Raw genomic sequence first — 7,815 nt, forward strand, 5'->3', positions numbered from 1 at the left:
ATGGAAATGAGTGCAGCACAGCGCTATCGCTATGTGCATGATTATCCATTTTGGAAAGTTGCCAATGTAAATCAATTATCTTCACTACTGGCACAAATGGTTGAAGTTGCTGACTTCAAAAAGGATTATCATACCCAAATAGCACTCAGTTACTACCTTGCATTAATTGGAACCAATGTTGGTTTTAAGTTTCCCAAAGGAAAACCAACGAGTATCTCCGGAGAATTTGAAGAAATGCAAAGAATTGCTAGCCAGCAAGGTTATGATATTGAAGCATTGATTGCCGCTGCTTCATTAACTAATAGTTTGTATTTGGGTCAGAGGATTTCGAGCGAACAATATTATGTAGATATACAACCCTCATTGGAACAACTACAAGAACTTGGATTTGAAAAGTGTCGAGACTATAACATTGCCTCTATCCTATTTGACTTTAGTAAATGTCTTTGGGATTTGGGTGATTTTGACAAAGCCTATTTATACCTACGGATTGCCGAACGATATATCGAGCCTACTATAGAGGGAGGCTTTCATTATACGCAGGTATTAAGTTATTTACAAACCTATTGGAAAAATAAAAAGGAGTACAACAAATCGATGATTTATGCAAAAAGGATTTTAGCTTTTCATCAAAACTTCCACTCAGATATACCCGAACACAAATATTGGAGTGAATTTTGGCTAAATTTTGCTTCTATCGACATAGCTTCGTTATTACTAGACCAAGGGAAAATCAAAGAAGGAGAAGTTTACGCCAGTAAGGGATTTCAGCTAATCAAGTCTCGCCTTTCGTTGGATGCAGTTGTCTCAAAACAAGCTGAATTTGACGCCTTGATGGTATTGATTCCTGTAAAATTAAAGCTAAAAAAAATCAATGAAGTGGCTCCACTTCTAAAGCTTGCCAATAATATCAAAACCTCATTAGAGCCTGATGGAAAACTTGACTATTTCAAGCCGCTTCGACTCTATAAATATTCTTCGGAATACTACGAAAAAGTAGGCAGTTATGCGGAGGCTTTACGATATACACATTTGGCACAAATGCTTCAAGATAGTCTCAATCGCCGAAATGATGCTCAAAAATTATCACAAATGCAATTGCGGTATGAAGTAGAAAAGTACGCCAACCATGTAAAAGCCATCGAGAGTGAAAAGCAATTACAGAAGTATTTGCGCAACGCCATTATTTTGATTCTGCTACTGGTGCTAGGGTTGGTATATGTCAACCATCAACGTTTGCGACATAAACATCGCGAGCAAGAAAGTGAATTAGAAGCAGCCCAAAACGAACTTGCATGGCAAACCAAACACTTTCGTAATATGTCGGAGTTAATCGAAACCCTCCGCCAAGAAAATGAAAAACTAAATGCCTCCGATAACCAACTTGAGCATTTCGAAAAACTTATTTCATCTACCATTCTTACTGACGAAGGCTGGACTAACTTCAAGCGTATGTTTGAGAAAGTACATCCAGGTTATATGCAGTCTGCCAAAGAAAAATACCCTGACCTCACCAATGCCGAACTTCGCTTGATGATGCTCGAAAAGCTAGATTTGAGCACACAAGAAATGGCCAATATGATTGGTGTAAATAAAAATACCATTCACCAGACTCGTTTACGTTTAAGAAAAAAAACATTAGATAAAAGTTAAAACATTTCTATAAGCCTCTGTTTTTGACAAAGTTGTCATATTGTCAACTTTTTGTCATGCCCATTTTTTGAGGTTTCCCAATCTTCCTTATCATCTTTGTCGTACCAATCCTGTTAGGCTTTAGTACGACAAGATTGGTTTATACTTATGGGTACAAAACAATTGTTTTCTAAATACAAACCACTCTATTCAAGTCTTGAACCTGAACCCAAGTAAAACATTGATTAAGATTTTTATTATAGCTGATTACTTATCGCTAACACTCTTTTTATAATATAGGATTACACGAACAAATTTATGGTACAACCTCTACCTTGAGGGCAATGGCACAAAGCGTTTTATAACGAAAGAGTCATTAGTTGTTATTCAACAAACGCTCACTTTGTGCCTAAAGCCTAATTGCTATAAACCATACTTCATGGATTGGCTAATAATCAACACCTTCATTACACTTGCTTAATTTGACACTTCCATGTTCTCAAGATTAGTGTAAAAATCTGAATCCTTTTCTCGTAATACCTCCTATATACACCCCCATAAATACTTTAATTATTATGTATGTATTCTAAAATTCAGTTAAAAACTTATGCAACAAAAAACTACTTTTAGTTTATTCCTTCTTTATGTATGTCTTATTAGTTACAGTAGTGTAACAAAAGCTCAATCGCTAAGCGGCACCTCTCATAAATTAGGTCTTAGTTTAAATCTTGGCACTACCCCTGGTATAGACGTTGGCTATGCCATCAGTCCCAAAATCACTGCACGTTTGGGATATAGTTATTTCAAATACAACACCAACACTACCGCTAAGACCTCTGGCGAAGAAGTAAAATTGGGAGGTGATGCCAATGTATCCATCGCTAGTCTTTCTTTTGAATATCATCCATTCAAGAGAAGTAGTTTCAAATTGATTGGAGGCGCTTCGTATTTCGATAAAGGACAAATTGCTTTCGTTGTAACACCAACGGGCACTTACAAATTTGGCAGTACAACGTTTACACCTGAAGAGGTAGGTAACGTGCAGTTTACCGTTGATTATGGCAAACAATATGCGCCTTTTGCAGGTATTGGCTTTGGACGTACTATTCCTAAAAGAAGAGTTGGTTTTGGCTTTGAAGTAGGCTCTTACTATACACAAACACCTAAAATAACCTTAACAGGTGACAAAAGATTGAGCAGTATGAGCGAACAACAAGCCAAAGTTCAAGAAAACATGAAAGACTGGAAATACTGGCCAGTTGTCAATCTGAGATTAGCCATCAGACTGGACTAAATTTTCCTTCTTTAATCAATCTTCTTTTAAATTCAGATGAAAAAAATATTTACTTCTATATTCCGTCCTGCGGTACTGCTTTCGCTAGGACTAGCTCTTACTTTCGGTTGTCAACAAATTAATCCACTTGAAGGTGTCGAGCTTACAGTAAACAATAACGTCTATAAATCTCCGATTCTGATTGAGTTTGTAGATGCAAACCCTAACAGTAAAACTTTACCCAAAGATTTAACCGTAACAATTTCAGGGCCTGGCAAAGACCTTGTTTTTACAGATCTTGGAGGAAAAGATTTTAAGGTAGCAGGCAATTTGCTTTCTGTAGTATTAGGACAAAATGCCAACCCAACTGAGAGCGCTCCTGTAGAATTTACAGTTTCTGTCAAAGGACCAAACTACGTATCTACCAACTACAGTGTAGTAGTAACCGATTTAGAAAGCTCTACCTATAGAGTAGCACTAACAAACCTCAATGCGTTACCCGATGGTGTTGGAGCTGTTTCAAAAACAACCTTATTAGCCATTGGCGAAACTATTACAGTTCCTGCAACCTCCTCAAAACCAGAAGTAGCTAAAATTGCTATCGCGCCGGGTACGCAAGTAAAAGATGAAAACGGTTTGGTAATCAATACTACTAACGTTTCGAGTACAATTGTGCAATACGGAACAGGTACAGAAGAAGCAGCCAATAGCCTACCAAACGAAGGAGAAGGGAATGTCATTAAGTATAAAGATGGAACAACCGATTTTGGGACGTTTCTATCAGCAGGCTTTTTGGACATTGAAATGACTGCTGGTGGCAAAAATGTTAAAAGTTTCTCAACGCCATTGGATGTAACATTATCGCTTAATCCAAACTATGAGGATCCAGAAACAGAAGCCCCAATGAAAGTAGGCGACCAAATTCCTGTATGGAGTTATGATAAAGCTAAGGATGAATGGACAGAAGAAGGAGTTGCCACTATTGCCAAAGACGCCAACGGAAATTTGATTGCCAACTTTAAAGTATCCCATTTGTCAGTATGGACAGTTGCTAAAAACTATAAAGGAAAAACTTGTGGTTCCAAAACCATCAAAATAAAAGTAGAGTCCAACGTTAGCTATGCCTCCTCCAAATTTAGTGCTCAAGTTACCTACTCTAAAAGCGGAAAAGCAAAGTTCAGTAAGACATTCTCCTCATTTAAGGTATCTAAAGGTGCAACCTATACAATTAAAGTAAAACGAGTACCTAGTGGCTATACTGGGCGTATTGTCGTTAAGCCTGTTAGTTCCTCTCCAAATACTACTTCGAAAGGTGGCTCTCAGACATTTAAGGCTTGTAATAATACAGTAGTATATGTAGAGGTAAAAGTTAACGAGGCGCCCCAAACTACTGATACCGAATCAGACGCAGTAAAAGTAAATCTTGACTTTACAGCGGCTTGTATTAGTAAAAATATCAGTGTCAAACCTACAGTTTGGTTAAAACTTGTAGATGATACCAATGCAGAACAACTCGTAAGTGTTGTTGAAGGAAAAGCCATCATTGGTATGAAGAAAGGGGTAAAATATACCTTAACAGCTACTTACAATGGAATTGACTTCGCTGGTGAAGTTACCATCAATGGCGATAGCGCTACCATCATTTCATCAACAGGTCTGAATGGTTCTTTCCCAATTGACGTAAAAACAGGGGAAGTAAACGCAACAATTATTTATCCACTCAATAATTGTCAGTAAATAGATACAAAAACGACATCAAGGAATACATTTATTCCTTGATGTCGTTGATTTCGCTTTCCACTAATTTAAATCATAACCTATGAAAAAGACTATCGCTTCTGTAACCTGTGGCGGTTTATTACTATTAGTGATTCCTCTTTTATTTTTAAGTTGTCAAAATATTAACCCCTTCAATGATATTCGATTTCCCAATAATATGAGTAACTCTCATCCCCCAATCCTCATTGAGTTTGTGGATGAAGATCAACCTAATATTATGTTTCCTAAAAATCTAACCATTTCTATTTCTGGTCCAGACAGAAATCTAGTCCTGAGTGATCTGGAAAGTAAAAATCATAAAATTGTTGGAAACTTGCTATCGTTGGTACTTTCACCAAATGCCAAGCCAAGTGTTCAGCATCCTATTAGTTTTACCATTACAGCCAAAGGCAAACACTATGAACAAGTAAGCAAAAACATAACTATTTCGACTTTATCAAATCAATCCTACACGATTCTGATGAATTACGAATAACATCCATTAGGATAATATCCCGTTAAACTACATCTCTCTGGCGATTAGTATCTACCCAATAAGCCCATACTATCAAAATCCATTGTAGTTGTGCTCCCCAAGCAATATCTTCAACATGTTGTGGGGGTGGTCCAAACACATTACCTATCTGAATTAAGATTAATAATCCAATCAACCCCCATAGCCCCACAATCCCCATCCAATTTTGAGCTGTGGAAGTCTTGATATATTGAAATAACCCTAGTGCCAATAACAGAAACTCTAATGCCATAGTAAGCCAAACGTGATTCCATAAACCTAATCCTACTTTAGGAGAGTTTTTGCTCCAATAAATAGGTAAATCAGGAATATGAACAGTCAAGTCTAATACCCAATGACTCAGCACACATAGCCCCAGAGTCGTAGCAATGATGAGATTTTGATAAAAGACCATTGCAATGCCTCCTAACAAAGCAGACCACACAAGTGCCATTATTAAGCTGTGAGAAATAGGATAATATATAAAGTCCAACGGATTAAAAGCTGTGATTCCAGCTCGAATTTCTACCTTTTCAAGACCCAGCTGTAGTAGCGTTGGCCAAAGCAAATCCAAAAACTGAACCGATAAAAATAAAGCTCCTAGCGATATACGTGGCTGAATGGCCTTTGTACCAAAGCCTACAGCAAAATGACCTATAAACATGTTTGTTGTTATGAGAGGGTGTTGTAATTAACAATTGTGAGCAATTATTTGGAATATAATTCTCTAAAAACGATAGCCTATATGTATCGTTGGAAAAAATAGCCATTTACTATTGTCATATTGGAGATTGGTAAACTTTACTGCTTTCGTATGCACAACATAGCCGTAGCTAAACCAAGGAACAAGGTATAGCCCCTTTTGAATGCCTTCTTGCGGTTTATGAAAGAAAAAGCGATATCCCATTTGAGCGCCAATTGTAATATTATTGCCATCCGCAACTGCCAAACTAGTATTATGAGTAGCATCTACAGTGGCATAACCAATATTCAGACCTGTATACAATCCACGAGTAGTGCCTTCCCCAAAATGGTAATTGGCCTTTATACCAAATCCATTCTGTCGAATTTTAAACCCATCATTGCCTGAAAATCCTTCAGGTTCCTCAATACCAAAAATGCCTAAATCAAAACTTATATGAGAAGATGGCTGAATAATGCCATGAAAAGAATACCCCTTAAGTACATACGCAATGGGATCCAACTCAATGCTATAATTTGTATTGAAGGTAGTCTCTTGAGCTAAAAGCTGATAAGACCATAATAAAATAATAAAGCAAAACTTCTTCATGATACTTTTCGTTTGTGTGTGAGATAATGGCTCAAAATTATCACCATCATTACACCACAATCGTCCGATTTTTAGTATAAAACGTTCTGATTTAGAAAGTCGAACCTACTTTTTCTTGTATTCTGAAGGAGTCATACCCGTAAATTTCTTAAAAGCTGTATTAAATGAAGATTTAGAATTAAATCCACAATCCATAGCTATACCTAGAATAGACAAATGCTTGTATTGATCGTCATTAAGGCGACGTTTGATTTCCTCAATCCGATAACGATTAATTAAATCAAAAAAGGTTTCTTGGTACTGTCGATTAATTACCTCTGACACTTGATAGGCAGGAACACCCAGTTCTAAACTTAACTGACTCAAAGAAAGCTCACTTTGCAGATATATCTGTTGGGATTCAAATAAACTCTTCAAGCGTACTGCTAAGTTTTCATTTATCTCAGCTTGAAGATTATATGTGCTGCGTGGCCGTTTCTCAACATTATTGATTCCATTTTCAAAGGCTTCTCTAACGACAAGCTCTTCTGCAATAATTGGGCGATTCCAAGCAGTATAGGCCAATACATAAATCAAGATAGCAAATGCTAGTCCAATTAAATTATTGATAATGACAAAATTAAGTGGCCAGAAATACATTGACACAAATACAATAATAGCCAACATCAACACCAAAATAAAAAGCTTAAGTACAAAATTAGCTTTGTTGAGATTGAGTCGACTTAAGTCTGAATAGTTATCCAGAAGTGTTTGCTGAAATTTTCGCGTCAAGTTTAGACTTGCTACAATGTAAAAAAATATATGAACTGTACGAAGTGATAATATAAATATCACTAACCCTGAAGGTGTATTATTCAGAAATACTTTTTCTCCAAAAGCAATTTTTGCTTCAGCACTTTGCAAGTAAAAAGGAATTAGGGATCCTAGATATAGCCAAAAAGGTATATAATGCCACCATATAGGATTGCCTTTATGTGTAAGAAGGCTAATATAACGATATAAAAACGGTCCATACAATAGCACTAGAGGGTCTCCTATTCGAATCAAATGAGGGAGTTCGCGATAATATCCAGTCATGCCTAACACAGGACCTAATAGGCTCAAAGAAATTACAGTAACTAATAAGGCCAAAGCCTTGTTTTCGGGGGTAGCTCTATTACGCCCTAATAAGACTATACACAAGAAGACTCCCTGAAAAGCTGCTGTAAAATTAACAATGGAAAGAAATTTCATAAAACCTACCTATGAGATTTAGAAAAGTATTATTTATTAATGCGAATATTGGGTTAAAAGATATAATGGAATAGTGCAGTTGCTAATGCTCCAAAAATATGTACCATCAATGCA

7 protein-coding genes are annotated in these 7,815 nt (G+C 36.6%); 4 read left to right on the plus strand and 3 right to left on the minus strand.

Annotation, left to right across the window (positions count from 1 at the left end):
• Positions 1-6: 6 nt before the first annotated feature.
• From GVN22_RS22130 to GVN22_RS22145, 4 genes are all read left to right on the plus strand, one after another.
• On the plus strand, positions 7-1,653 hold the full coding sequence (locus GVN22_RS22130; protein WP_166553191.1) for a hypothetical protein: 1,647 nt from the start codon (positions 7-9) through the stop codon (positions 1,651-1,653).
• Between the two features lie 586 nt (positions 1,654-2,239).
• Entirely contained in the window at positions 2,240-2,926 is a 687-nt protein-coding gene (locus GVN22_RS22135; RefSeq protein ID WP_166553192.1) for a hypothetical protein, read from the plus strand.
• 36 nt (positions 2,927-2,962) lie between these two features.
• Entirely contained in the window at positions 2,963-4,642 is a 1,680-nt protein-coding gene (locus GVN22_RS22140; protein WP_166553193.1) for a hypothetical protein, read from the plus strand.
• An 82-nt stretch (positions 4,643-4,724) separates the two neighbouring features.
• On the plus strand, positions 4,725-5,159 hold the full coding sequence (locus GVN22_RS22145; RefSeq protein WP_166553194.1) for a hypothetical protein: 435 nt from the start codon (positions 4,725-4,727) through the stop codon (positions 5,157-5,159).
• Positions 5,160-5,181: 22 nt separating this feature from the next.
• Here the strand turns inward: GVN22_RS22145 and GVN22_RS22150 are convergent, their stop codons facing one another.
• From GVN22_RS22150 to GVN22_RS22160, 3 genes are all read right to left on the minus strand, one after another.
• Positions 5,182-5,841 (minus strand): hypothetical protein, encoded by a 660-nt coding sequence (locus tag GVN22_RS22150; RefSeq protein ID WP_166553195.1) that lies wholly within the window; start codon positions 5,839-5,841, stop codon positions 5,182-5,184.
• Between the two features lie 63 nt (positions 5,842-5,904).
• Positions 5,905-6,468, minus strand: coding sequence for a hypothetical protein (locus GVN22_RS22155; protein WP_166553196.1), 564 nt, complete (start codon positions 6,466-6,468; stop codon positions 5,905-5,907).
• A 105-nt stretch (positions 6,469-6,573) separates the two neighbouring features.
• Positions 6,574-7,701, minus strand: coding sequence for a helix-turn-helix domain-containing protein (locus GVN22_RS22160; RefSeq protein WP_166553197.1), 1,128 nt, complete (start codon positions 7,699-7,701; stop codon positions 6,574-6,576).
• Positions 7,702-7,815 lie beyond the last annotated feature (114 nt).

The organism is Cellulophaga sp. BC115SP (assembly GCF_009905545.1).
Classification (GTDB): Bacteria; Bacteroidota; Bacteroidia; order Cytophagales; family Spirosomataceae; genus Flectobacillus; species Flectobacillus rivi.

Coding starts and splice junctions, on each gene's coding strand:
- GVN22_RS22135 (WP_166553192.1), top strand. CDS start 2,240: ATGCAACAAAAAACTACTTTTAGTTTATTCCTTCTTTATGTATGTCTT.
- GVN22_RS22130 (WP_166553191.1), top strand. CDS start 7: ATGAGTGCAGCACAGCGCTATCGCTATGTGCATGATTATCCATTTTGG.
- GVN22_RS22145 (WP_166553194.1), top strand. CDS start 4,725: ATGAAAAAGACTATCGCTTCTGTAACCTGTGGCGGTTTATTACTATTA.
- GVN22_RS22140 (WP_166553193.1), top strand. CDS start 2,963: ATGAAAAAAATATTTACTTCTATATTCCGTCCTGCGGTACTGCTTTCG.
- GVN22_RS22150 (WP_166553195.1), bottom strand. CDS start 5,841: ATGTTTATAGGTCATTTTGCTGTAGGCTTTGGTACAAAGGCCATTCAG.
- GVN22_RS22160 (WP_166553197.1), bottom strand. CDS start 7,701: ATGAAATTTCTTTCCATTGTTAATTTTACAGCAGCTTTTCAGGGAGTC.
- GVN22_RS22155 (WP_166553196.1), bottom strand. CDS start 6,468: ATGAAGAAGTTTTGCTTTATTATTTTATTATGGTCTTATCAGCTTTTA.